Annotated in this window: 19 protein-coding genes and 1 tRNA gene; 13 read left to right on the top strand and 7 right to left on the bottom strand. The window is 75.9% G+C overall.

The genetic code is table 11. The features are described from left to right. Positions 1-891: a hypothetical protein gene (locus ACI780_RS05940; protein WP_457001455.1), complete on the top strand. Its 891-nt coding sequence runs from the start codon at positions 1-3 to the stop codon at positions 889-891. 64 nt (positions 892-955) lie between these two features. Here the strand turns inward: ACI780_RS05940 and ACI780_RS05935 are convergent, their stop codons facing one another. Both ACI780_RS05935 and ACI780_RS05930 read right to left on the bottom strand, forming a co-directional pair. Then, on the bottom strand, positions 956-2,158 hold the full coding sequence (locus ACI780_RS05935) for a glycosyltransferase (RefSeq protein ID WP_457001453.1): 1,203 nt from the start codon (positions 2,156-2,158) through the stop codon (positions 956-958). Beyond that, positions 2,155-2,949, bottom strand: a complete 795-nt coding sequence (locus tag ACI780_RS05930; RefSeq protein ID WP_457001451.1) for a WecB/TagA/CpsF family glycosyltransferase — start codon at positions 2,947-2,949, stop codon at positions 2,155-2,157. The genes ACI780_RS05935 and ACI780_RS05930 overlap by 4 nt, the downstream gene beginning before the upstream one ends. Positions 2,950-3,322: 373 nt before the next feature. On the opposite strand from ACI780_RS05930, the gene mfd reads away from it, so the two are divergent. Then, positions 3,323-6,847: a transcription-repair coupling factor gene (mfd, locus tag ACI780_RS05925; RefSeq protein WP_457001449.1), complete on the top strand. Its 3,525-nt coding sequence runs from the start codon at positions 3,323-3,325 to the stop codon at positions 6,845-6,847. 2 nt (positions 6,848-6,849) lie between these two features. On the opposite strand, the gene ACI780_RS05920 is transcribed toward mfd, so the two are convergent. Further along, the gene (locus ACI780_RS05920) at positions 6,850-9,762 is read right to left on the bottom strand and encodes an acetoacetate--CoA ligase (protein ID WP_457001447.1); all 2,913 of its coding nucleotides are present in this window, start codon (positions 9,760-9,762) and stop codon (positions 6,850-6,852) included. Then, entirely contained in the window at positions 9,759-10,379 is a 621-nt protein-coding gene (locus ACI780_RS05915) for a 4'-phosphopantetheinyl transferase family protein (protein WP_456869503.1), read from the bottom strand. The genes ACI780_RS05920 and ACI780_RS05915 overlap by 4 nt, the downstream gene beginning before the upstream one ends. A 161-nt stretch (positions 10,380-10,540) precedes the next feature. Here ACI780_RS05915 and ACI780_RS05910 point away from each other — a divergent pair, with 161 nt between their 5' ends. The 3 genes from ACI780_RS05910 (at position 10,541) to ACI780_RS05900 (ending at position 13,229) form a co-directional block, all read left to right on the top strand. After that, positions 10,541-11,554, top strand: a complete 1,014-nt coding sequence (locus ACI780_RS05910) for a SurA N-terminal domain-containing protein (protein ID WP_457001444.1) — start codon at positions 10,541-10,543, stop codon at positions 11,552-11,554. A 3-nt stretch (positions 11,555-11,557) separates the two neighbouring features. Then, positions 11,558-12,460 (top strand): MazG family protein, encoded by a 903-nt coding sequence (locus tag ACI780_RS05905; RefSeq protein ID WP_457001442.1) that lies wholly within the window; start codon positions 11,558-11,560, stop codon positions 12,458-12,460. 67 nt (positions 12,461-12,527) lie between these two features. Further along, complete coding sequence (locus tag ACI780_RS05900; RefSeq protein WP_457001440.1) at positions 12,528-13,229, top strand: cupin domain-containing protein; 702 nt, start codon at positions 12,528-12,530, stop codon at positions 13,227-13,229. Here the strand turns inward: ACI780_RS05900 and ACI780_RS05895 are convergent. Next, positions 13,226-13,900 carry a hypothetical protein gene (locus ACI780_RS05895; protein WP_456869499.1) on the bottom strand — a complete coding sequence of 225 codons (675 nt, stop codon included), beginning with the start codon at positions 13,898-13,900 and terminating at the stop codon, positions 13,226-13,228. The two genes, ACI780_RS05900 and ACI780_RS05895, sit on opposite strands and share 4 nt — an antisense overlap. Before the next feature lie 161 nt (positions 13,901-14,061). Here ACI780_RS05895 and eno point away from each other — a divergent pair, with 161 nt between their 5' ends. From eno to ACI780_RS05875, 4 genes are read left to right on the top strand one after another with little or no spacing between them, the layout of a single operon-like run. Next, positions 14,062-15,342, top strand: a complete 1,281-nt coding sequence (eno, locus tag ACI780_RS05890; protein WP_456869498.1) for a phosphopyruvate hydratase — start codon at positions 14,062-14,064, stop codon at positions 15,340-15,342. A 5-nt stretch (positions 15,343-15,347) separates the two neighbouring features. Next, positions 15,348-15,893 (top strand): FtsB family cell division protein, encoded by a 546-nt coding sequence (locus ACI780_RS05885; protein WP_457001437.1) that lies wholly within the window; start codon positions 15,348-15,350, stop codon positions 15,891-15,893. Next, positions 15,890-16,414: a DUF501 domain-containing protein gene (locus ACI780_RS05880; RefSeq protein ID WP_457001435.1), complete on the top strand. Its 525-nt coding sequence runs from the start codon at positions 15,890-15,892 to the stop codon at positions 16,412-16,414. The genes ACI780_RS05885 and ACI780_RS05880 overlap by 4 nt, the downstream gene beginning before the upstream one ends. After that, positions 16,411-17,361 (top strand): Ppx/GppA phosphatase family protein, encoded by a 951-nt coding sequence (locus tag ACI780_RS05875; protein ID WP_456869495.1) that lies wholly within the window; start codon positions 16,411-16,413, stop codon positions 17,359-17,361. Before ACI780_RS05880 ends, ACI780_RS05875 begins: the two co-directional genes overlap by 4 nt. Positions 17,362-17,366: 5 nt before the next feature. Here the strand turns inward: ACI780_RS05875 and ACI780_RS05870 are convergent, their stop codons facing one another. Beyond that, positions 17,367-17,660 carry a DUF4235 domain-containing protein gene (locus ACI780_RS05870; protein WP_456869494.1) on the bottom strand — a complete coding sequence of 98 codons (294 nt, stop codon included), beginning with the start codon at positions 17,658-17,660 and terminating at the stop codon, positions 17,367-17,369. Between the two features lie 48 nt (positions 17,661-17,708). After that, on the bottom strand, positions 17,709-18,860 hold the full coding sequence (locus tag ACI780_RS05865) for a GNAT family N-acetyltransferase (protein WP_457001432.1): 1,152 nt from the start codon (positions 18,858-18,860) through the stop codon (positions 17,709-17,711). A 189-nt stretch (positions 18,861-19,049) separates the two neighbouring features. On the opposite strand from ACI780_RS05865, the gene ACI780_RS05860 reads away from it, so the two are divergent. The 4 genes from ACI780_RS05860 (at position 19,050) to ACI780_RS05845 (ending at position 23,111) form a co-directional block, all read left to right on the top strand. Beyond that, positions 19,050-19,847, top strand: a complete 798-nt coding sequence (locus ACI780_RS05860; protein ID WP_456869492.1) for a uracil-DNA glycosylase — start codon at positions 19,050-19,052, stop codon at positions 19,845-19,847. 9 nt (positions 19,848-19,856) lie between these two features. Further along, a complete protein-coding gene (locus ACI780_RS05855; RefSeq protein WP_456869491.1) occupies positions 19,857-21,245 on the top strand; it encodes an NAD(P)/FAD-dependent oxidoreductase in 1,389 nt (462 codons plus the stop codon). Between the two features lie 47 nt (positions 21,246-21,292). Beyond that, positions 21,293-21,366, top strand: a tRNA-Leu gene (locus ACI780_RS05850). A 137-nt stretch (positions 21,367-21,503) separates the two neighbouring features. Beyond that, positions 21,504-23,111, top strand: a complete 1,608-nt coding sequence (locus ACI780_RS05845) for a M28 family metallopeptidase (protein ID WP_457001429.1) — start codon at positions 21,504-21,506, stop codon at positions 23,109-23,111. The last annotated feature ends 141 nt before the right edge of the window (positions 23,112-23,252 follow it).

Raw genomic sequence — 23,252 nt, 5'->3', positions numbered from 1 at the left:
GTGGACCTCTTCGCCATCCTGCGCTCGATCAGGAGACACTGGGTCATCACCGGCTTGGTGGTGGTGCTGACCGCTGCCGCCTGTGCCTGGCTGGTGCTCGTCATGCCCCGTGACTACGAGGCAAACGCCTCGTATGTCCTGGTCAACCCGGCACCACCGCCGACGGACGCGCAGATCGAGCGTGATCCGTCTCTGGCAGGTGTCAACCGCAACAACCCGTACCTGAGGTTCGCCAACGAGGGGACCGTCGGACAGGTCTTGTCGGCCCGGATGAGCGGCGGCACGGTTCGCGACGCCCTCGTCGGCCAAGGTGCGGACGCCGGATACACCATCGGTCCCTCCCCGACCTCGGGTCAGATCGTGGACATCGTCGGCACGGGGACCAGCGCTGCCGAGGCGGAACGGACCCTCGCACTCGTGAGCGAGCGCATGGAGGCCGAGTTGGCCGCACTGCAGCAGGTGTACGGCGCGGACCCCAGCGCGCTGATCACGCCACTACCGGTGGCAGAGCCGACCGGTGGACACGTCGTCGTGTCGGGCACCATCCGGTCGCTGGTGGGGGTCGTGGGGGCTGGTGTCATCCTGCTGTTCGCCGCGATCTCCATCGCAGAGGGGCGGGAGGCGCTCCGCCGAGAGGAGCGCCGCCCGAGCCGTCGAGCGACGGGCCGCCACGAGGCGCCGGAGGAGGACGCGGAGCGGGATGTCTCGGCTTCACGGTCCGTCCTGCTGCCGAGGTCGGAAGCCGGAGTGGCTGACTCTCGGCCGTCGCTGTTCCCGGCCGAGGCCCCGGGAGCAGCAGGTGCCGACCTCCGTGACCCTCATGGCTCGGACGACGGGCCCGGGGAGTCGATGCGTGAGCCGCAGCCGGCGGGGGCGCGCGTAGGGGAGTGACAACACGCCTCCTCCTACCCACATCTCCTCGTACCGATGTGGCCCGTCATGTCGTTGGTGGGTCTCAGGCGCTCGAGAGGACCTCTGCACGCTCGATCAAGGTCGAGGCGCGGGAGTCCCACGAGCAGTGGAGCACAGATCCCCGCAGCCGGGCTTGTGTCGACGGGCCGCCGTCGGCGAGCGTCCGGCGGACCGCGGCCACGAACTCTTCGGGCGTGCGGGCGATCCGCACCCGGTCCCGGTAGCCGGCCAGCTCGGCGAAGTCGGTGCTCACGACCGGCAGGCCGAGCGCCAGGTACTCCTTGAGCTTGATCGGGTTGGCGTGCGCGATCCAGCCGTTGTCCTGCCACGGCATGACGGCGACGTCGAAGGCGGACCCGTAGGCGGGGATCGACTCGTAGGGCCGGTGCCCCAGCCAGTGGACGTTGGGGTAGCGGTCGAAGCGGCCCATCGGGTGGTTGGCGTCCCCGATGAGCACCAGCGAGGCCTCGGGGACCTCGGCGGCCAGCCGCTCCAGCAGGTCGAAGTCGACGACGAAGTCGTCCAGCGCGCCGTAGAAGCCGATGCGTGGTCCGGCGAGCGCACGGATGTCGGCCGGCCACTCCTCGGGTGGGCGGCGACGGAAGTGCTCGACGTCCACGCCGTGGTCCAGGTAGTGGCCGCGCGGACCCGTGTGCGGCGCCTCCTCCGCCATCAGTGCGCGGCTGACGTAGAGGACGTGGTCGGCGTTTGCCAGGAGGTCGCTCTCCATGGCCTCGATGGAGCGGGTGTCGGCCTCCGGGAACGCCGAGTGCCGGTCGGACCGGTTGAACACCAGGGACCGGCGGCGCATCGGCCGGACGACGTCCCACGCGGTCGGCACCGTCACCACGACCACTGGCTCCCGGATCCCCAGCCACCACATGACCGCCCGCACCTGGACGCGGACGAACCGGGCGGCCCAGCGGCGAGCGCGGGCGGACCCGTAGAAGGGAAGGGGCAGGGGGGAGACGACGTGGAAGCCCGGCAGGTCCAGGAGCGGACGCCGCACCAGCCGGGCCACGCTGCGGAGCTTGCGGGCCAGCCGCCGGACGACGTGCGTGCTCACTCCCGGGCGCGGCATCCGCATGCCGATGCTGTTGACCACGAGGACCCGCCGGCTGCGGGCCACCGAGCGCATCAGCTGGAAGTCCGAGTGCGCCTGGTTGTGGTACCACCAGTCCTGCGCCGCGAAGCAGAGGTAGTCAGCACCGCCGGAGGCTGGCACCGCCTTCTCATTCCGCTTCACGCCCGGACCTCCTCGTGGCCGACGCCCGGAGTCCCGCCGGTCACCGGACGGGTCGCGAAGCCGAGCGCGGCCGCCCGGCTGAGCACGTCCAGGGCGAACGGCAGGTCCTCGACGAGGTAGCGCCGCGCCAGCCGCCGGGGCTCCAGAGCGAGGCGGTGGACCCACTCGGCGCCCATCCGCTGCACCACCCCGGGCGCCCGGCGGAACTGCCCGGCGGCGAAGGGGATGCCGGCGCCGCAGCCGAGCATCCAGGCCGCAGGCAGCAGCGGCCGCAGGTGGGCGATCAGCCGCTCCTGCTTCGGGAAGCCCAGTCCCACGAGGACGAGGTCGGGACGGGCGGTGACGATCCTGTCGACGACCGCCGCCACCCGCTCCTCGGATCGGTCGAAGCCGTAGGGCGGGGAGTCCGTGCCGGCCACCGAGAGACCGGGATGACGCCCGGCCAGTGCGGCGGCGGCTGCCTCGGGGACCCCCGGGTCACCCCCCACGAGGTAGATCGAGTGCCCGGCCGCGGCCGCTGCGCCCGCGAGGGTGTCGACCAGTGAGGCACCGGTGACGCGTTCCGGCAGCGGGTCCCCGGCCAGCCGGGAGGCCCAGACGAGCGGCATGCCGTCGGCGACCGCGATGGTCGCCCCGGAGACGAGCCGGGCCAGGTCGGCGTCCCGCGCGGTCGCGCGGAGGATGTCGACGTTGACGGTCACGATCCAGCCGCCCTCTCCGTCCGCCCAGCCGGCGACGACCCGCTGGGCCACGGCCGCCTCGGTGAGAGCGGCCAGTGGAGTGCCCGCCACTGAGACGGTGTGGCAGGCGCACGCGTCGGGGTCCGGGATCGGCGATCCGGTCCCGAGCGGGCTCCGGGGAGCGGGAAGAGGTTGAGCTGTGACGCTCGCCATGGCGCTGGATCGTGTCGATCGGCCCGCCGCCGTAGTTGATCCGTCGCCCTGTCCGGGTGTCCCTCACGCGTGTCCTGACGATCCGTGACGGCGGGGATCGGGCACGGAGGCGCCGGGCCCGTCCGTCCCGGTCGGGGCCTCACGGAGTGTCACCCGGTCCTCCGGTTTGGGAGTCCCGGCGAGGGGGCTGTCCGCGGACTAGCCTGGGAGGGCCCCGGCGCCGCACTCGGCGGCGCGCTCTGCGGGCCGTCGTCCCCAGGAGGAAGTCCCCGTGAGCCTGCGCGGCGTGCTCGACGTCGTCCTCAGCGATCCCGGCACGGCCCGCGTGGTCGCCGCCGCGGGGTCGGCCGAGCTCGCCGTCCCGGCCCCGCCGCCGGTGCAGCCGCTGGTCGCCGCCGCGCTGGCCGCGGCCGAGCCCGGCGCGGACGTGCCGGTCCTGCTCGTGACCACCGGCGAGCGCGACGCCGACGTCGCAGCCGACCTGCTGCGCTGCTTCCTGCCCGACCGCCGGGTGGAGACCTTCCCGGCGTGGGAGACGCTGCCGCACGAGCGGCTCTCCCCGCGGGCCGACACGGTCGGTCGCCGGTTGGCGGTGCTGCGCGACCTGACCGACCCCGGGCAGAACGGCCGGATCGACGTGCTGGTCGCCCCGGTCCGCAGTGTGCTGCAGCCGCTGGCCCCGGGCCTGGGCGACCTCGTGCCGGTCGAGCTGCGCCCCGGCGACACCGTCGAGCTCGACGACGTCGCCCGCGCCCTGGCCGACGCCGCCTACACCCGCGTGGAGCTGGTGGAGAAGCGCGGCGAGTTCGCCGTCCGCGGCGGCCTGCTCGACGTCTTCCCGCCCACCGAGCCGCACCCGGTCCGGGTGGAGTTCTGGGGCGACGAGGTCGACGAGCTGCGGTACTTCTCCGCCGCCGACCAGCGCTCCCTCGACGACCGGCCCGAGCGGCTGTGGGCCCCGCCGTGCCGCGAGCTGCTGCTCACCGACGCCGTCCGGGCGCGCGCCGCGGAGCTGGCCGCCGAGCACCCCGGCCTCGCGGAGGTCCTCGGCAAGCTCGCCGAGGGCATCGCCGTCGAGGGCATGGAGTCGCTCACGCCCGCGCTCGTCGAGGGCGACCTGCAGCTGCTCACCGACCTGGTGCCCGCCGGCACGCACGTGCTCGTCGCCGACCCCGAGCGGGTGCGCAGCCGCGCCGCCGACCTGGTCCGCACCGCCGAGGAGTTCCTCGCCGCGTCCTGGGCCACCGCCGCGGAGGCGGGGGAGGCCCCGCTGGACCTCGGCGCGTCGTCGTTCCGCACCCTCGAGGACGTCGAGGCCGCCGCCCGCTCCCGCGGCCTGCCGTGGTGGACCACCGGCGCCTTCACCCTCGGCGACGACGACGCCGCGCTGCAGGCCACCACCGTCGAGCGCTTCGCCGGCGACCTCGACCGCGCCGTCGGGACGCTGCGCGACTGGACCCGCGAGGGCTGGCGGGTCGTGCTGACCTTCGCCGGGCCCGGCCCGGCCCAGCGCGCGGCCGAGCAGCTCGGCGCCGCCGACCTCGGCGTGCGGCTGGTGCCCGGCCTCGAGTCCGCGCCCGAGGCGGGGCTGACCTCGATCACCCAGGGCAACCTGGAGTCCGGCTTCACCCTCCCCGGCGTGAAGCTGGCGCTGGTCACCGAGCACGACCTCACCGGCCAGCGCGGCACCACGATGCGCGACGCGCAGAAGATGCCCGCGCGCCGCCGCAACGCCGTCGACCTGGTGCAGCTGCAGCCCGGCGACCTCGTCGTGCACGAGCACCACGGCATCGGCCGCTACATCGAGATGGTCAGCCGCACCGTCAACGGCGGGCAGCGCGACTACCTCATCGTCGAGTACGCCCCGTCCAAGCGGAACCAGCCGCCGGACCGGCTGTTCGTGCCGACCGACGCCCTCGACCAGCTCACCCGCTACGTCGGCGGCGAGCAGCCGGCGCTGTCCAAGCTCGGCGGCGCCGACTGGCAGAAGACCAAGGGCCAGGCCCGCAAGGCGGTCAAGCAGATCGCCGCCGAGCTCATCCGCCTCTACTCCGCCCGCATGGCCACCAGGGGGCACGCCTTCGGCCCGGACAGCGTCTGGCAGCGGGAGCTCGAGGACGCCTTCCCGTTCCAGGAGACGCCCGACCAGCTCGGCGCCATCGACGAGGTCAAGCGGGACATGGAGAACCCGGTCCCGATGGACCGGGTCATCTGCGGCGACGTCGGCTACGGCAAGACCGAGATCGCCGTGCGCGCCGCGTTCAAGGCGGTGCAGGACGGCAAGCAGGTCGCCGTCCTCGTGCCGACGACGCTGCTGGCCAACCAGCACTTCAAGACCTTCTCCGAGCGGATGGCCCAGTTCCCGGTGACGGTGAAGGTGCTGTCCCGGTTCCAGTCCGACGCCGAGAGCGCCGAGACGCTGCGGCAGCTCGCCGCCGGCGAGGTCGACGTCCTGGTGGGCACCCACCGGCTGCTGCAGCAGACCACCCGGTTCAAGGACCTCGGGCTGGTCATCGTCGACGAGGAGCAGCGCTTCGGCGTCGAGCACAAGGAGTACCTCAAGACGATGCGGACGGCCGTCGACGTGCTGTCGATGTCGGCCACCCCCATCCCGCGCACGCTGGAGATGAGCCTGACCGGCATCCGCGAGATGTCGACGATCCTCACCCCGCCCGAGGAGCGGCACCCGGTGCTCACCTACGTGGGCGCCTGGGACGACAAGCAGATGGCCGCCGCGATCCGCCGCGAGCTGCTGCGCGACGGCCAGGTCTTCGTCATCCACAACCGGGTGCAGTCGATCGACAAGGCCGCGGCGAAGATCCGGCAGCTGGTGCCCGAGGCGCGGGTGGCCGTCGGCCACGGTCAGATGAAGGAGCACGAGCTCGAGCGCATCATGGTCGGCTTCTGGGAGAAGGAGTACGACGTCCTGGTCGCGACGACGATCGTCGAGTCCGGCCTGGACATCCCGAACGCCAACACCCTGGTCGTCGACCGTGCCGACACCTTCGGCCTCTCGCAGCTGCACCAGATCCGCGGCCGCGTGGGCCGCGGCCGCGAGCGGGCCTACGCCTACTTCACCTACGACCCCTCCCGGCCGCTGACCGAGACCTCGGTCGACCGGCTGACCACCATCGCGCACAACACCGACCTCGGCGCCGGCATGGCCGTGGCGATGAAGGACCTGGAGATCCGCGGCGCGGGCAACCTGCTCGGCGGGGAGCAGTCCGGGCACATCGCCGGCGTCGGCTTCGACCTGTACGTGCGGCTGGTCGGCGAGGCGGTGGCCGACTACCGCGCCCAGGTCACCGGCGAGCAGGCGCCCGCCGAGCCGGTCGAGGTCCGGGTGGACCTGCCGGTCGACGCGCACCTGCCGCACGACTACGTGCCCGGCGAGCGGCTGCGGATGGAGGCCTACCGCAAGGTCGCCTCGGTGCAGGACGACGACCAGGCGCAGGCCGTGCTCGACGAGCTGACCGACCGCTACGGCGCCCCGCCGGCCCCGGTGCTCAACCTGCTCGCGGTGGCCCGCTTCCGCGCGGCGATGCGGGCCCTCGGCGTCACCGAGGTGTCGCTGCAGGGCCGGGCCATCCGGGTCTCGCCGGTGTCCCTGCGCGAGTCCCAGCAGATGCGGCTGTCCCGCTTGGCCGACGGCGCCACCTACAAGTCCACCGTCTCGACGGTGTCGCTGAAGGTGCCGGTCGGCCCGGACCGGCGCACCCCGCTGCGCGACGTCGCGCTGCTCGAGCACCTGCACTCGCTGCTGAAGGCGGTGCTCGAGCAGCCGATCGCCGCCTGAGCTCAGTCGAGGGCGGCGGAGACCTCCGCTGCCAGCGTGCCGACGTGCCGGTCGCTGAGCATCCCGATCCGCTCGTCGTCGAGGTCGCCGTGGTAGCCGGGGACGTCGACCACCCGCAGCTCGCCGACCCTGCGCCGCCAGGCGCCCAGGGTCCGCGACGCCGCGGCGCGGGAGCCCGCGGCGAGGAAGTAGCGGACCGGGCCGTCGAAGCGGCCGGGCCGGTAGGCCTCGGACACCTCCTGCGTCCCGAGGAAGAACGCCAGCTCGGGGTCGGGGGCCGCGGCGGCGGCCACGGGTGCGGCGGGCCGGCGCCGGCCGGTCAGTCGGCGCAGCGCCCCCTGGAGCGCCGCCCGCAGCGTGGCCCGGCGGCCGGCCCAGCGGACCCGCTCGGACTCGAACCGGCTGAGCGCCGCCCGGGGCGGGCGGGCGTCGAGCAGACCCAGACAGCCGATCTCCTCCCCGGCCGCCCGGAGCCGGGTCGCGACGTCGTAGGCGACCAGGCCGCCGAAGGAGTAGCCGAGCAGCGTGTAGGGCCCCTCCGGCTGGGCGCCGCGCACCTGCTCCAGGGCGTCGGCGGCGACCTCCTCGATGGTGCGGTGCCGTCCCGTGGCGTCCCGCAGCGGCAGCCGCAGGCCCAGCACCGGCCGGGTGGTGGCGAGCCGGTCCACCAGCCCCGCGTACAGGTTCAGCTGACCCCAGGCGTCCGGGACGAGGAAGACCGGGCGGCCCTCCCCGGCCCGCAGCTCGGCCACCCCCGCGGGCGCGGCGGTGAGCGCGGCTGCCGCGGCCCGGGCTAGGCCGGCCGGCGTCGGGTCCTCCGCGAAGCGCTGCACCGGGACGTCGGCGTCGAGCTCCAGCCGCACCCGCCGCAGCAGGCTCAGCACCTGGCGGGAGGTGCCGCCGAGGTCGGACCAGTCGTCGTCGGGGGCGGCCGAGCGCACGCCGAGCACCTCGCACCAGATGCGCGCGACCCGGGCGTCGAGCCCGTCGTCCTCCTCCGGCGCAGCCGGGACGGCGGCGGCGGCGACCGCGCGGCGGATCTCGTCGAGGCAGCCGGGATTGCGCAGCGCGACGGCGTTGGCGATCGGGTCGCCGTTGACCGCGTCGCGGGCGGCGCGCTCGGAGCGCTTGCCGTTGTGGGTCAGCGGGAGCTCGCCCACCGCGACGACCAGCGAGGGCACGTGGGCGGCGGAGGCCTCCCGGCGCAGCGTGCGCCGGATCGTGCGGTCCAGCCCGCCGTCGAGCCGGGCGCCGGGCCGCAGCACCACGAGCAGCACCATCCGGGAGAGGCCGGGCCGGCCGTCGTCGCGCTGCTCGACGGCCATCGCGTCGGCGACCTCGGGCAGCTGCCGCAGCACCGTGTAGATCTCGCTGGGCCCGATGCGCAGCCCGTCGATGTTGAGGACGCCGTCGGAGCGCCCGTGCAGCCGTGAGGACCCGTCGGGGTCGAACTCGACGAGGTCGCCGTGGGTCCACATCCCCGGGTGGTCGGCGAAGTAGGCGGCGTGGAAGCGGCTGCCGTCGGGGTCGCGGAGGAACCCGACGGGACGGCTGGGGAAGGGCCGCCGGCAGACCAGCTCGCCGACCTGCCCGACGACCTCGGTGCCGTCCTCGTCGACGGCCGCGACGTCCATCCCGAGGCTGCGGGTCTGGCAGCGGCCCCGCCGGACCGGGACGTCGGGGGCGCCGAGCACGAAGCAGCCGATGATGTCGGTGCCCCCGGAGACCGACTGCACCGGCACCGGCCCGACGGCCTCGGCCACCCAGTCGAACTGCCAGTCGTGCAGGACGGCGCCCGTGGAGAGCACCGCCCGCAGTCCCGACAGGTCGAGGTCCTCCGCGGGCCGGTGACCGGCGTCCTGGCACAGCTGCAGGTAGGCCGGGCTGGTGCCGAACACCGTCACGCGGTGGTCGGCGGCGAGCCGCCACAGCGTCTCCGGGCCGGCGACGGGGCCGTCGTAGACGACGACCGAGGCGCCGGTGGCCAGGGCCGACAGCTGCCAGTTCCACATCATCCAGGCGGTGGTGGTGTGGAAGTACAGCGTGTCGCCGGGGCCGAGGTCGACGTGCAGCCGGTGCTCCTTGACGTGCTCGAGCACGGTGCCGCCGACCCCGTGCACCATCGCCTTGGGCGGGCCGGTGGTGCCCGAGGAGAACATCACGAACAGCGGCGTGTCGAAGGCGTGGCGCGGCCACCCGGTCGCGGGCTCGGCGTCAGCGGTGGCGTCGGCCAGCCGGTCCACCGGCAGGTCCAGCTCGGGCAGCGGCCGGTCGTCGAGCAGCAGCACCCGGCGCAGGGTCGGCAGGCCGGCGACGACCTCGCCCACCACGTCGTCGGGGACCGCCCGGCGGTCGAGGACGAGGAGGGCCGGCTCGACCTGCGCGAAGCGGCCGAGCAGGGACGCCGCGCCCATGTCCGGCGCGGCGGTGGAGACGGCGGCCCCGATCGCGGCCACGGCGAGGGCGACGACGGCCGTCTCGCCGGTGTTGGCCGCGATCAGCACGACCCGGTCGCCCTCGGCCAGCCCGAGCCGTCGCAGGGCGGTCACCGTCCGGGCGACGGCGTCGCGCAGCTCGCCGCGGGTCCAGCGCTCGGCCGGTCGGTCGGCGTGCACCGCGGTGAGCGCGGGGGCGTCGTCCCCGGCGTCGTCCAGCGGCCGCAGCAGCACCTCGGCGTAGTTCAGCCGCAGGTCGGGGAAGAAGCGGGCGGTCTCCACGTCGGTGCCGGTGAGGACGGTGTCGGCCGAGCCCGACCACGGCAGCTCCGACCAGTCCAGCAGCGTGCGCCAGAAGAGCTCGGGCTGCTCGACGGAGAACGCGTGGAGGGCGCCGGGCGCGTCCAGCGCGGTCCCGGTCACCTCCTCGCAGCGGGCCCGGAAGCGCGCGAGCTGGGGAACGGCGGGGGCGAGCGTCATCGGGGGGTCTCCTCGTCCGGGGCGGCCGCCAGGCTGGCCACCCACCCGTCGGGCACGGGCACGTCGTGCAGGGTCCAGCCGGCCACCGGTCCGCCGGTGCGCCCGACGCCGGTGACCACGGTGGCCGGGTCGTCGTGCAGGCCGGTCCCGCGGGCCTTGAGGACGGCCTCCTTGCGGGTCCAGGCGCGGGTCGCCGCGACCGGGCGGGCGTGCGGCGGCAGGAGGGCGATGGCCCGCAGCTCGGTGGGGTGCAGCCAGCCCTCCCCGGCCACGGCCGGCGTCCAGGGCGCCACGGGCTCCACGTCGACGCCGATCCGGCGGCCGCGGCCCACCGCGACCAGCCCCAGCGCGCCGGCGGCCGAGCAGCCGGCGTCCAGTCCCGTCGCCGCCGGCAGCTCCGGGCGGCCCGTGGCGGCCGTGGTCAGCGGCACCCGGCGGGGGTCGGTGCCCAGCTCGGCCGCCAGCACGGTCCGCAGCGCGGCGCGCAGCAGGACCCGGCGCCGGTGGACGGCCGGCGTCCCGCGCCGGGCGCGCGCCCGCTCCCCGGGGGCGAGCAGGGCCTCCGCGCGGGCCAGCTCCTCGTCGCCGGCCACCAGGGGCACGACGGTGACGGTCACGCCCGGCGCCACCGTGCACGCGGGCACGGGGGCGGGCGGCGGCATGCCGGCGATGCTCGCAGCGGCCGCGCCCGCGGCCATCACCCCTCGGGAGGACTCCACCCCGCCGGGTGGTCCGCCGCCTGCACCGGACCCCGCGCCGGGTGTGGCAGGCTCCGCTGGTGCGCACCCGTCGGCTGACCGCGTCGATCGCCGTCGGCCTGGCCGCTGTGGCCCTGGCCGGCTGCCGGACCTCGCCGTCGGTGGCCGCCTACGTCGGCGACGAGCAGGTGACCGTCGCCGAGCTGCAGGCGGCCGTCGACGAACGGCTCGCCGACCCGGCGATCGCCGAGGCCGTCGGCGGCCAGGGGACCGACTACACCCGCCAGGTGCTCACCCTGCTGGTGCGCGAGGAGGTCTACGCCGCGGCCGCCCGTCAGCACGACGTCGAGGTCACCGACGAGGAGCTCGACGCGTTCATCGAGCAGGCGCTGGCCGGCCAGGACGCCTCGGCGCTGTACGCGCAGGCCGCCGCGCAGGGCTACTCGGCCGAGGACGTCCGGGAGAGCGCCCGCCAGCAGCTGCTGCGCCGCGAGCTGGGGGCCGCCACCGGCGACGCCGGTGCGCTCGACGAGGCCGCGCTGCGGGCCCGCTACGAGCAGGAGCGTGCCGGCCTCGAGCAGCTGCAGCTCGGCTACTTCGTCGTCCCCGACCAGGCCACCGCCGACGCCGCCCTCGCCGAGCTGACCGCCGATCCCGCCTCCTACCCGGCGGTGGCGGCGCGGTTCCCCGGCGAGAACACGCTGCCGCAGCTGCAGCCGACCACCGCGAGCGAGGTCAGCGGGCCGCTGGCCGAGGGCATCGCCGCCGCGCCGGCCGGCACCGGCTTCACCCAGACCCTCCCGCAGGTGCCGGGCGTGGTCGTCGTCTTCGTGGGCGGCCGCACGACGCCGACCTTCGAGCAGGTCCGCCCGCAGCTGGAGAGCGAGGCCGCGACCGGGGTGGAGGAGGCCGGCGCCGCCGTGGTCCAGGAGGTCAGCGACGACCTGTCGACCAAGGTGAACCCGCGCTACGGCGTGCTCGAGGACGACGTGGTGCAGGAGGCCGACGGCGGCGTCGTGGACCTCCTCGAGGACACGACGGGGGACGCGACCGGCGCCTCGACCGGGGACCCGACCGCCCCGGCCGGGGGCTGAGGCGTGCCGCCGGTCGTCGTCACGGTCAGCCCCCGGCTGCCCGGGCTGCTCGGCCCGGCGGGCTGGGCGGCGCTGGACGGCCGGCGGGTCGCCGCGCTGCCCGGCGCGGCGGCCACCGCGGCGGTGCTGCGCACCGCCGGCCGGGAGGTCACCGACGTCGGTGACCCGGCCGAGCTGGACGGCGACGTCGCCGTGCTGGCCGGGCCGGGGGAGTCCGTGCCCGGCGCCGAGGTGGTCGAGGGCGCTCCCGAGCCGCCCGGCGCCCGGCTGCTCGACGTCGTCGCGGTGATGGACCGGCTGCGCTCACCGGGCGGGTGCCCCTGGGACGCCGAGCAGACCCACGCCTCGCTGCGCGGCTACCTGCTCGAGGAGGCGCACGAGGCCTACGACGCGATCGTCGACGACGACCCCGCGGCCATGCGCGAGGAGCTCGGCGACGTGCTCCTGCAGGTCGTGTTCCACGCGCGCGTCGCCGCCGAGGCCGGACCCGACCGGCGCTTCGACGTCGACGACGTCGCGGGCGACCTGGTGGACAAGCTCGTCCGCCGGCACCCGCACGTCTTCGGCGACGCCGGCCCCCGGGACGTGGCCGGCGTCGAGGCCGGCTGGGAGGAGATCAAGCAGGCGGAGAAGCAGCGGCGCTCGCCCACCGAGGGCGTCTCGCGCTCGCAGCCGGCCACCGCGTGGGGGACCGCGCTGGTGCGCCGGGCCGCGCGCGCCGGGTACCTCACGCCGGAGCCGGCCGACCTGGGCTCGGCCTCGCCGGAGGAGCTGGGCGAGCGGCTGCTCGCCGTCGTCGCGGCGGCCGCCGAGCGCGGCTGGGACGTCGAGGACGCCCTCCGGGAGGCGGTGCGCCGCTACGCCGGCGAGCTCGACGCCGAGGCCCGCCGCCGCGCGCGGGGCTGAGGTCCTGGCGCTCCCGTCCCGGGGAGCGCCACGATGGTCGCGGCACCGGCAGAGGACGGTGATCGCGATGGAGCCCGAGACCGTGCACTCCCCGCGCCGGGGAGAGGTCTTCACCAACCCCCGCACCGGGGAGCGCGCGGTGCTGCTCACCGACCCCGAGGGGCACCCCGACCGCACGCTGGTCGCCCACCTGTTCGTCCGGCCCGGCGGCCGGGTCGCGGCCCCGCACGTGCACCCGGGGTCCGCCGAGCGGTTCCGCGTGCTGGCCGGGCAGGTCGCCTTCCGCGTGGGCGGGGAGGACGCGGTGCTCGGCGCCGGCGAGTCGGCCGAGGTCCCCCCGGGCACCGAGCACGACTGGTGGCAGGTCGGCGACGAGGAGGCGCAGGTCCTCGTGGAGGTCGCCCCCGGCGACCGCTTCGTCCGGGTGGTGGCCACCACCTTCGGCCTGGCCCGCGACGGCCTCGTCGACGCCCGGGGGCTGCCCCACCTGCTGCAGGCGGCGGTGACGCTGCGCGCCTACCGCGACACGATCGTCTTCACCTCGCCGCCGCCGCGGGTGCAGCGCGTGCTGTTCGGCGCGCTCGCCCCGGTCGGCCGGCTGCTCGGCCGGCAGCCGGTCGACCCCGGGTACCTGTTCAGCAGGGAGCTCGCCGACGTCGACCCGGCGGCCCTGGCCCTGCTCGACGAGCGGGGCCGGCTGCGACGGGAGCCCGGCGACGCGTCGGACCCCACCACCGCACCCGGAACGGACGGGCGGGGCCGGTCCTAGCCGACCGGGAGCCGCTCGGCCGGCGCCGTGGTGACCCGGGGCGCGGTGAGCGCGGCCTTCAGCGCGCCCAGCACGCCGAGACCGGCGACCGCGGCGGCGCACCAGACGCCCCACCCGGGTGCGCGCGGGTCCCAGCCGGCGTCGGCGAGCCGGGCCACGACCGCGGCGGCCACGGCCAGGGCGACCCCCAGCGCCAGCACCCCGGACACCCGGTGGCCGCGCGCGGGACGGAACACCAGGAGCCCGAGGACGACGAGCACGGCGCCACCGACCGCCACGGTCGCCGGCTGCCACAGGCCGGTGCGCGCGAGCTCGGCGGCGCCCTCCCGGGCCGCGCCGACGGCGCGGACCACCAGGTCCAGGCCGGTGGTCGTCTCACCCCGGTCCCACGGCAGCCACACGCTCGCGCCGTCGGCCACGCCGGCCAGCAGCAGGAGCGCGCCGGCGACGAGGTCGGGGCGCCGCACGTAGACCAGTCCGGGGCCGACCGCCACCCCGGCCACCGCCGTGCCCCCCGGGGCCGGCTCGACGTCCTCGACGTCGTCCTCCGCGGTGTCCGGCGGGAACCCGAGGACGGTGGGCCCGGTCCCGGTGTCCGCCTCCCCGGGAGGTGGCGGAGGCGCGGCTCCCGCGCCGGGTCCGAGGGGGCGCTGCTGCTGGCGCTCGGTCATCGGGTCCTCCGACGGCGCAGACGTGGGGGAGACGTCCGCCACGTCGAGGTTAGCGCCGGATCGGTTCCGCCGCGGCCGCACCGTGATCGCTCCGTTACAGGAGTCCGGTGGCCACGCGCGGCGGGCGAGCGGCCCGGGCGCGGCTGGCTAGGCTGCACCCCGTGCCGAGCATCGACGCCGTAGGCGCGCGGGAGATCCTGGACTCGCGCGGGAACCCCACCGTGGAGGTCGAGGTCGCCCTCGACGACGGGACGATCGCCCGCGCGGCGGTCCCCAGCGGCGCCTCCACCGGCGCCTTCGAGGCGGTGGAGCTGCGCGACGGCGGTGAGCGCTACGGCGGCAAGGGCGTCACCCGCGCCGTCGACGGCGTGCTCGACGTCATCGGCCCGGAGCTCGTCGGCTACGAGGCCACCGAGCAGCGCCTGGTCGACCAGCGGCTGCTCGACCTCGACGGCACGCCGGACAAGTCCCGCCTCGGCGCCAACGCCATCCTCGGCGTGAGCCTCGCGGTGGCCCGCGCGGCCGCCGACTCCACCGGGCTGCCGCTGTTCCGCTACGTCGGCGGCCCCTCGGCGCACCTGCTGCCCGTGCCGATGATGAACATCCTCAACGGCGGCGCCCACGCCGACAGCAACGTCGACGTCCAGGAGTTCATGATCGCCCCGATCGGGGCGGCGACCTTCGCCGAGGCGCTGGCCACCGGCGCCGAGTGCTACCACGCGCTCAAGTCGGTGCTGAAGAAGGAGGGCCTGTCCACCGGCCTGGGTGACGAGGGCGGCTTCGCGCCCGACCTCGCCAGCAACCGCGCCGCCCTCGACCTCATCTCCCGCGCCGTCGAGCAGGCCGGGTACACCGTCGGTGAGGACGTCGTCTTCGCCCTCGACGTCGCCGCCACCGAGTTCCACTCCGAGGGCGCCTACGCCTTCGAGGGCCGGCAGCTCAGCTCCGCGGAGATGACCGAGTACTACACCGGCCTGGTCGACTCCTACCCGATCGTCTCCATCGAGGACCCGCTGTCGGAGGAGGACTGGGACGGCTGGATCGCCCTGACCGCCGCCCTCGGCGACCGCGTGCAGATCGTCGGCGACGACCTGTTCGTCACCAACCCCGCCCGCCTCGGCGACGGCATCGAGCGCGGGGCCGCCAACGCGCTGCTGGTCAAGGTCAACCAGATCGGCACCCTGACCGAGACCCTCGACGCGGTGGGCCTGGCGCACCGCAACGGCTACCGCTGCATGATGAGCCACCGCTCGGGGGAGACCGAGGACACCACGATCGCCGACCTCGCCGTCGCCACCGACTGCGGGCAGATCAAGACCGGCGCCCCGGCGCGCAGCGAGCGGGTGGCGAAGTACAACCAGCTGCTGCGCATCGAGGAGGAGCTCGACGACGCCGCGCGCTACGCCGGCGCGGCCGCCTTCCCGCGCCTGCGGGCCCGCTGACCCAGGTGAGCGCGGGCACCGGCCGGCGGCGTTCCACCGGCCGGCCGCTGTCGAACGCCGCGTCCCGGCCGGTGCCGGCCGGGACGCGCTCGGGCGCCGGGAGCCGTCCCGACGCCCGCCGCCCGGGCCGGCGCACGCCGCGGCAGGCGTCGCGTCCGGCGGTCGCCCGCCGTCCGCTGGTCACCGGTCGCGGCGTGCTGCTCGTCGGGCTGCTGCTGCTCCTGGCGCTCACCCTGGCCGGGCCGGTGCGGCAGTGGCTCGAGGGTCGCGCGGAGCTCGCCCGGCTGGCGGCGGAGAGCACCGCACACGACGAGCGCATCGCCGACCTCCAGGCGCAGCTGGCGCGCCAGTCCGACCCCGACTGGGCCGCCCGCGAGGCGCGCGAGCGGCTGGCCTACGTGCTGCCCGGCGACCGGCTCGTCGTCGTGGTCGACGGCGAGGCGGCCGAGGGCGACGCCGGCACGCTCCCCGACGCCCCCGACACCACCGCGCGGCCCTGGTACGAGGAGCTGCTCGGCTCGGTGGCCGGAGCGGACGGGGAGCCGGAGTGACCGCGCCGGGGGAGCGGGTGCGGGAGCCGATCACGCCCGAGGAGCGCGCGGTCGTCGGCCGCCAGCTCGGCCGGCCGCCGCGCGCGGTGCGGGCGGTGGCCCACCGCTGCCCGTGCGGGCAGCCCGACGTCGTGCAGACCTCGCCGCGGCTGGAGGACGGCACCCCGTTCCCGACGCTGTACTACCTGACCTGCCCGCGCGCCTCCGCGGCGGCCAGCCGGCTGGAGTCGGCCGGCCGGATGCGGGAGTGGCAGGCCGACCTCGGCACCGACCCCGGCCTGGCCGAGGCCTACCGTGCCGCGCACGAGGCCTACCTCGCCGAGCGCGACGCGCTCGGCGAGCTGCCCACCCGCAGCACCGCCGGCGGCATGCCCGACCGCGTCAAGTGCCTGCACGCGCTCGCCGCCCACGCGCTGGCGACGGGCCCGGGGGTCAACCCGGTCGGCGACCGCGCGGTGGCCGAGATGGGGGAGTGGTGGGCGCAGGGCCCCTGCGCGCTCCCCGGGGAGGAGAACCGGTGACGCGGGTCGCCGCCGTCGACTGCGGCACCAACTCCATCCGCCTGCTGGTCGCCGACGTGCCGCCCGAGGGGCCGCACACCGACCTGCTGCGGCGCATGGAGGTGGTCCGGCTCGGCCAGGGTGTCGACGCCACCGGCCGGCTCGCCCCCGAGGCGATCGAGCGCACCCGCCTGGTGCTCGCCGAGTACACCGCCCAGGCCCGCGACCTGGGCGCGACGGCGGTGCGGATGGTGGCCACCAGCGCCACCCGCGACGCGGCCAACCGGGCCGACTTCGAGGCGATGGTCCTGGCCACCCTCGGCCGCCTCCCCGACGTCGTCGCCGGCGACGAGGAGGCCCGGCTGTCCTTCCTCGGCGCCACCGCCTCCCTGGACGCCGCCGCGGCCGCGCACGGCGACCCGCCGCCGCGCCCGCCCTACCTGGTGGTCGACATCGGCGGGGGCTCGACGGAGTTCGTGCTCGGCGACGCCGGCGGGGTCCGCGCCGCGCGCTCGGTCGACGTCGGCTGCGTGCGGCTCACCGAACGGCACCTGCACGGCGACCCGCCCACCGCCGACGAGATCGGCCGCAGCGAGGCCGACATCCGCGCCGCGCTCGCCGACGTGGCCGACGCGGTGCCGGTGGCGGAGACGGCGACGCTGGTGGGCCTGGCGGGGTCGGTGACCACCGTGGCCGCGCTCGCGCTGGGGCTCCCGGCCTACGACGCCGCGGCCATCCACGGCTCGCGGATCCCGGTGTCGGCGGTCCGCTCGGTCACCGCCGGCCTGCTCACCGCCACCCGGGAGCGCCGGGCCGCCGAGCCGGTCATGCACCCGGGGCGCGTCGACGTCATCGGCGCCGGCGCGCTCGTGCTGCGGGTGGTCATGGACGCGTTCGCGCTCGACGAGGTCGTCGTCAGCGAGCACGACATCCTCGACGGCATCGCGCTCGGGCTGGCGCGCGGCTAGCGGTCTCAGCCGGCCTCGTTGACGCCGGGCGGGACCTTGCCGGTGAGGGACTGGTAGGCCGCGGCGGCGCCGCGGGCGGCCAGCAGCCGGCCGGCGGCGACCGCGAGCCCGGAGAACGCCGCCCAGGCCAGCGCGTCGGGCCAGGAGACGCCGGGCGCGGCGGGGTTCTTCGGCGGCGTCGTGCCGCGCACCCCGTACCAGGCCGCGTCGGTGAGCTTGCGGACGGCGATGCCGGACAGGGTGGCGGCACCGGTCCCGAGCAGCTTCCAGGTCAGCGGCGGCTTGGTCTTCCTGGCCATGCGGTGATCATGCCCTGCCACCCCGGCGGCCGCCCGTCACCGGCGCGGTCAGTCGCCCGCGCGGACCTGGCGGACGCGGTGCATGGCGCTGCGGGCCAGCTCCCGCGCGCGGCCGGTCAGCACCCGCCGGGCGAGGGCGAGGACGGCGGAGGTCGCGGCGGTCGCCGGGAAGTAGCCGCCCGACCCGAGCAGGCCCGGCCGGGCGAGCAGGACCCGCTCGGCGGTCACCGGGTCGGGGCGCCAGCGCAGCTTGTAGTCCTCGTCGCCCCGCAGGAAGGAGTACTCCGCCAGGCCCAGCCGGCCGGCCAGCTCGAGGGCGCCGCTGACGAGCAGCACCGAGGTGTCGGCGTGCTGGCGCAGCTCCGGGTCGATCCCGGCCAGGTAGTAGGCCAGCTGCCGGTGCCCGACGAGGTCGACCTCGGCGGCCACCAGCCGGCCGTCGAGCCGGTACTCCACCAGCACCGCCTGGCCGCGCCCGACCATCGGACCGAGGGCCTCGGTGAGGAAGGTGGCGAACCGCTCGGTGAGGTGCTCGGGGTTGCCCCGCCGGCCGGCCCACTGGGCCTCGTGCAGCCGGATCAGCTCGGGGACGGCGCCGGGGACGGCGTAGGGGGCGAGCTCGCTGCGCTCGACCCCCAGCTTGTCGATCTTGCGCAGCTTGCGGCGCAGCGTCCCCGCCGTCCGGGTGGGGATCCGCGCGAGGACCCCGGCCTGGGGCAGGACGGGCAGCTGCAGGTTCAGCGACGAGGGCGCGCGGCGGACCGGGCCGGGCCAGTGCCGGGTCCACTCCTGCGCGGTGGAGCCGGGCAGGACCTCGGGCAGGTCCACGACACGCCAGCCGGGGACCTGCAGCAGCGCGCCGGCCAGCCGGGTCCCGGCGTCGGGCACCCGCGGGTCGACCAGGACGTCCGTGGCGTCGCTCAGCGGGCCACCGAGGGGCGCGAGGGCCGCGACGGGACCGCGGCGCACGCGGTGCAGCGGAGCGGCGGCGACGAGCGTGTCGCCGTCCCACACCGTGACGACGGCGAGCTGCCCGTCGCGCACGTACGCGCGGGCCCAGGCGCTGACCCACGCGTGGCTCTGGAAGGCGGTCGCGGCCGGCGTCCGGCGCCACAGGTCGTCCCAGGCCGCGGCCAGGGCGTCGAGCTCCCGCTGCCGGGAGGCGACCTCCGTGCGCGGCCGGTCCGGGGAGGGCGGCACCGGCTCCGGTGCGACCGCGGGACCGATCCGGCGTGCACCCGCCGCTGTACTCACCCGTCGACACCTCTCGTCCGCCCCGCGCCGCCCGCCGTCCGGCCGGGTCGCTGACCGGTCCGAGCCTAGGGACGGCGAGCGGCGCCGCCGACCCCAGAAAGGGGGAGATCGGCCGCCGGGTGGTCCACTGGGACCGTGGCGGTCGACACCCAGGGGTTCCCGGTCACCCGCACCCCGGCCGGTGTCGTGCGCTCCGCCCGAGCGGCCCGGGACCTCGCCGTCCTCGACGCCCGCGTCTCGGGCTGCCGCGCGTGTCCCCGGCTGGTGGCCTGGCGCGAGGAGGTCGCCCGGGTCAAGCGGGCGTCCTTCCGCGACGAGGACTACTGGGGCCGCCCGGTGCCCGGCCTGGGCCCGGCCGACGCGCGGATCGCCGTCGTCGGGCTCGCGCCGGCCGCGCACGGGGGCAACCGGACCGGCCGGGTGTTCACCGGCGACCGCAGCGGCGACTGGATCTTCGCCGCGCTGTGGCGGGCGGGACTGGCCAACCAGCCGACGTCGACCCACGTCGGTGACGGCCTGGCGGTCACCGACGTCCGCATCGCCGCCGCCGTCCGCTGCGCCCCGCCGGACAACGCGCCCACGCCCGCCGAGCGCGACACCTGCTCACCGTGGCTGGCCCGCGAGCTGGCCCTGCTGCCGCGGCTGCGGGTCGCCGTCGTCCTGGGCGGCTTCGGCTGGACGGCGCTGTGGCCGGTGCTGGCCGCGGCCGGGTACGCGCTGCCCCGGCCGCGCCCGGCGTTCGCCCACGGTGCCGAGGTGACCGTCTCCGGGCCGCGGGGCGAGCTCACCGTGCTCGGCTGCTACCACGTCAGCCAGCAGAACACCTTCACCGGCCGGCTCACCGAGCCGATGCTCGACGCGGTGCTCGCCCGCGCCACCGAGCTCGCCGGCACCGGCGCCGAACGGGGGGAGGACGGGTCCGTCCACCCCTAGGCTGGGCGCATGGCGTCGTCCCGCCCGGCTGTCGCGTCCCGTCCGGTGGTCCTCGTCGTGGGAGGCGGCTACGTCGGCCTCTACACGGCCCTGCGGCTGCAGAAGCGGCTGTCGCGGGGTGAGGCGGAGGTCGTCGTCGTCGACCCGCAGCCGCACATGACCTACCAGCCCTTCCTGCCCGAGGCGGCGGCCGGCTCGGTGGAGCCGCGGCACGTGGTGGTCCCCCTGCGCCGCACGCTGCCGCGCTGCCGGGTGGTCACCGGCGCGGTGGTGTGGCTGTCCCACGCGCAGCGGCGGGCCCGCATCGCGCCCGCCGAGGGCGCCCCCTACGAGATCTCCTACGACGTCCTCGTCATGGCCGCGGGGTCGGTGGCCCGCACCCTGCCCATCCCGGGGCTGGCCGAGCACGGCATCGGCTTCAAGACCGTCGGCGAGGCCATCTACCTGCGCAACCACGTGCTGGCCCGGCTCGACGCCGCCGCCTCCACCGACGACCCCGCCGTGCGCACCCGCGCGCTCACCTTCACCTTCGTCGGCGGGGGCTACGCCGGCATCGAGGCCTTCGCCGAGCTCGAGGACATGGCCCGCTACGCCGTCGTCCACTACTACCCGCGGCTCTCACCGGGCGACATGCGCTGGGTGCTGGTCGAGGCCACCGGCCGGATCCTGCCCGAGGTCGACCTGGACATGGCCGCCTGGACGGTCCGGCAGCTCACCGCGCGCGGCATGGACGTGCGGCTGAACACCCGGCTGGAGGAGGTGTCCGACGACGGCGTGGTCCGGCTCAGCGACGGCGACTCCTTCGCCAGCGACACGCTGGTCTGGACCGCCGGCACCAAGCCCAACCCGCTGCTGGCGCAGACCGACCTGCCCCTCGACGAGCGGGGCCGGGTGCGCTGCGAGCCCACGCTGCAGGTCAGCGGGCTCGACGGCGCCTGGGCCGCCGGTGACCTCGCCGCGGTGCCCGACCTGACCAAGGACCAGCCCGGCGCCACCACCGCCCCCAACGCCCAGCACGCCGTCCGGCAGGCCAAGCGGCTGGCCGACAACGTCGTCGCGGTGCTGCGCGGCGGGCGGCCGCGACCCTACCGGCACGCCTACGCGGGGTCGGTGGCCAGCCTCGGCCTGCACGAGGGCGTGGCCCAGGTCTACGGCGTCAAGCTCAAGGGCTGGCCGGCGTGGTTCATGCACCGCAGCTACCACGTCAGCCGGGTGCCCACCTTCAACCGCAAGGCGCGGGTGGTCGCCGACTGGACGCTGGCCTCGGTCTTCCGCCGCGAGGTCATCGCGCTGGGCCAGCTGCAGGACCCGCGCCGGGAGTTCGTCACCGCGGCGGGTCTGAGCAGCGCCGGGCACCTGCCGGCTCCCTCCGCCGGCGACCGCGCGCAGGCCGGCTGACCACCCCGCGGGCCGGCCGACCTCTCGCGGGCCGGCGGCCCGCTCCCGCCCCCGTGGCCCAATCGGCAGAGGCAGGCCCCTTAAAAGGGTCGCAGTGTGGGTTCGAGTCCCACCGGGGGCACCGCGCGACGGACGATCTTCGGCCCAATACACGACGGACCGGAGAAAAGACAGGTCTTGACGCGCGCGGTGACCCATTTGACAGGGTGACCCCTCGTGAGCACCGGAGCTCACTCCGTACGCGAGGAGAAGTCGTCCATGACCCAGGTCCACCCGTCCCGCCGGTCACGGCTCGCCGTGGTCGGTAGCGCCGGCGTGCTCGCGCTGGCCGGGAGCGTGGTCGCTGCGCTGCCCGCCGGGGCTGCCGGCGGCTGCGAGACCCGCAACAACAACACCGTCGCCAAGCTGACCGAGTGCGTCACCCTCGAGGGCGTCACCGAGCACCTCGAGGCGTTCCAGGAGATCGCCACCGCCCACGACGGCAACCGCGCCTCGGGCACCGACGGCTACCTGGCCTCGGTCGAGTACGTGGAGCGGCGGCTGGACGCGGCCGGCTACGACGTCACGCGGCAGGCGTTCGACTTCCCGTTCTTCCAGCTGCACAGCAGCTCGTTCAGCCGGGTCACGCCCACGGCGACGGCGTACACGGTGGGCACCGACTACGCGCCGATGACCTACACCGGCGCCGGGACGGTGGACGACGGCGTCGTCACCCCGGTCGACCTCGCCGGCACGGGCCTCGGCAGCGGCTGCGAGGCCACCGACTTCACCGGTGTCGCCGCCGACACGGTCGCCCTCGTCCAGCGCGGCGGCTGCGCCTTCGCCATCAAGGCCCAGAACGCCGAGGCCGCCGGCGCCGACGCGGTCATCGTCTACAACAACACGGCGGGGCCGCTCAACGGCACCCTGGGTGCTCCTGGGATCACCATCCCGGTCATCGGCGTCCCCACGGCCCTGGGTCAGCAGCTCGCCGCTGCGGGCACGACCGTCGACATCGCCGTCGACGCGGACAGCGAGATCCGCGAGACCTACAACGTCATCGCCGAGCTGCCCGGCCGCACCTCGGACAACGTGGTGATGGCCGGTGCCCACCTCGACTCCGTGCTCGCGGGTCCGGGCATCAACGACAACGGCTCCGGCAGCGCGGCGATCCTCGAGGTCGCCGAGAACATCACCAAGCTCAAGCCGGAGAACACCATCCGGTTCGCCTGGTGGGGCGCCGAGGAGCTCGGCCTGCTCGGCTCCGAGCACTACGTGAGCACCCTGCCGCAGTCGGAGAAGGACCGGATCGGTCTGTACCTGAACTTCGACATGGTCGGCTCGCCGAACTTCGCCCGGTTCATCTACGACGGCGACCAGTCGGACTTCCCGGCGCCGGCGGGTGTCCCGGTCCCCGAGGGCTCGGACCAGATCGAGTACGTCCTCGAGGACTACTTCGAGGCCAACGAGCTGTGGTACGAGGGCACCGAGTTCAGCGGCCGCAGCGACTACCAGGCGTTCATCGAGGCCGACATCCCCTCCGGCGGCCTGTTCACCGGCGCCGAGGTCCTCAAGAAGGACTACCAGGTGCCGCTGTACGGCGGTACCGCGGGCGTGGCCTACGACCCGAACTACCACCAGGCCGGGGACACGATCGCCAACGTCGACCCGGAGGCGCTCGAGACGAACTCCGACGCCATCGCCTACTCGGTGCTGACCCTGGCCTACGACACGTCCCGGGTGAACGGCGTGTCCGGCCGGCCGGTGCCCGGCGGCACGCTCGAGGGTGACCCCGACAACCGCCGCTTCCGGGCGGAGAACCCCAACCCGGCGGGTGGCGGCGGACTCGACCACGACCACGACCACGACCTCGGGGAAGAGAGCTGACCCCGACGGACGAGGTCTGACCGCCTGAGTGCACGCAGCCGTGGCGCCGTCCCCACCCGGGGGCGGCGCCACGGTCGTCTCCACCCCCTCGGGTGAGCTCTCCCGGCGCGGAACGCGCAGGCCGCCTGCGGCGTTACAGCA

The sequence above is a fragment of the Geodermatophilus sp. SYSU D00814 genome, assembly GCF_054050055.1.
This window is presented reverse-complemented; position numbering and strand designations above follow the sequence as displayed.

Excerpts from the sequence above, each read along its gene's own strand:
- ACI780_RS05900 (WP_457001440.1), top strand. The coding sequence starts at position 12,528 with ATGGAGCCCGAGACCGTGCACTCCCCGCGCCGGGGAGAGGTCTTCACC.
- ACI780_RS05870 (WP_456869494.1), bottom strand. The coding sequence starts at position 17,660 with ATGGCCAGGAAGACCAAGCCGCCGCTGACCTGGAAGCTGCTCGGGACC.
- ACI780_RS05920 (WP_457001447.1), bottom strand. The coding sequence starts at position 9,762 with ATGACGCTCGCCCCCGCCGTTCCCCAGCTCGCGCGCTTCCGGGCCCGC.
- ACI780_RS05855 (WP_456869491.1), top strand. The coding sequence starts at position 19,857 with ATGGCGTCGTCCCGCCCGGCTGTCGCGTCCCGTCCGGTGGTCCTCGTC.
- ACI780_RS05845 (WP_457001429.1), top strand. The coding sequence starts at position 21,504 with ATGACCCAGGTCCACCCGTCCCGCCGGTCACGGCTCGCCGTGGTCGGT.
- ACI780_RS05895 (WP_456869499.1), bottom strand. The coding sequence starts at position 13,900 with ATGACCGAGCGCCAGCAGCAGCGCCCCCTCGGACCCGGCGCGGGAGCC.